At 60.0% G+C, this 558-nt stretch carries 1 protein-coding gene; it reads right to left on the bottom strand.

Annotated features, from left to right (window positions below):
• A partial coding sequence (locus JQC81_RS32680; protein ID WP_203275903.1) for an IS6 family transposase occupies nt 1-558 on the bottom strand: 558 nt, incomplete at both ends.

Here is a 558-nt window from a genome sequence, read left to right as displayed (position 1 = left end):
CATTGAGGCGGTGAAGATGGGTAGCAAGGGCAGAGCGGCGGGAGTGGGGTGGGACGAAGAGGTTGCGAACTGCTGAGAAGATACTAACGAACTTCTGCAGTCCTCCAGGAGATCGAAACCCTTGCATTGCTTGCTCTCGCCGTCGCAACGGCAGATGCGAGTTCTCCGCGCGATTGTTGAGCCCTTTGTGTTGCCGATGCTCAACTGCCGGCATGACTTGCCGTCGGGCGGCGGCATACGAGCCGAGCTTATCGGTGATCATCCGTCGCGGTGGGCACCCCTGCTTCTTCAGCAGACGCTTGAGCAAGCGCTTGGCCGCTTTGGTGTTGCGGCGCGCTTGGACGATCTCATCAAGGACATAGCCGTCTTGATCCACCGCCCGCCACAGCCAGTGCGTCTCGCCAGCAATGGTGATCACGACTTCATCGAGGTGCCAGATATCGCAGCGGCTCGGCCTCTTGCGCCTGAGGCGGCGAGCGTATTCAGGTCCGAACTTTAGAGCCCATCGGCGTACCGTCTCATAGGAAACGACGATACCGCGCTCGAGCAGCATCTCCT

The organism is Microvirga arabica (assembly GCF_016811235.1).
In the GTDB taxonomy this organism is placed as follows: Bacteria; Pseudomonadota; Alphaproteobacteria; order Rhizobiales; family Beijerinckiaceae; genus Microvirga; species Microvirga arabica.
This window is presented reverse-complemented; position numbering and strand designations above follow the sequence as displayed.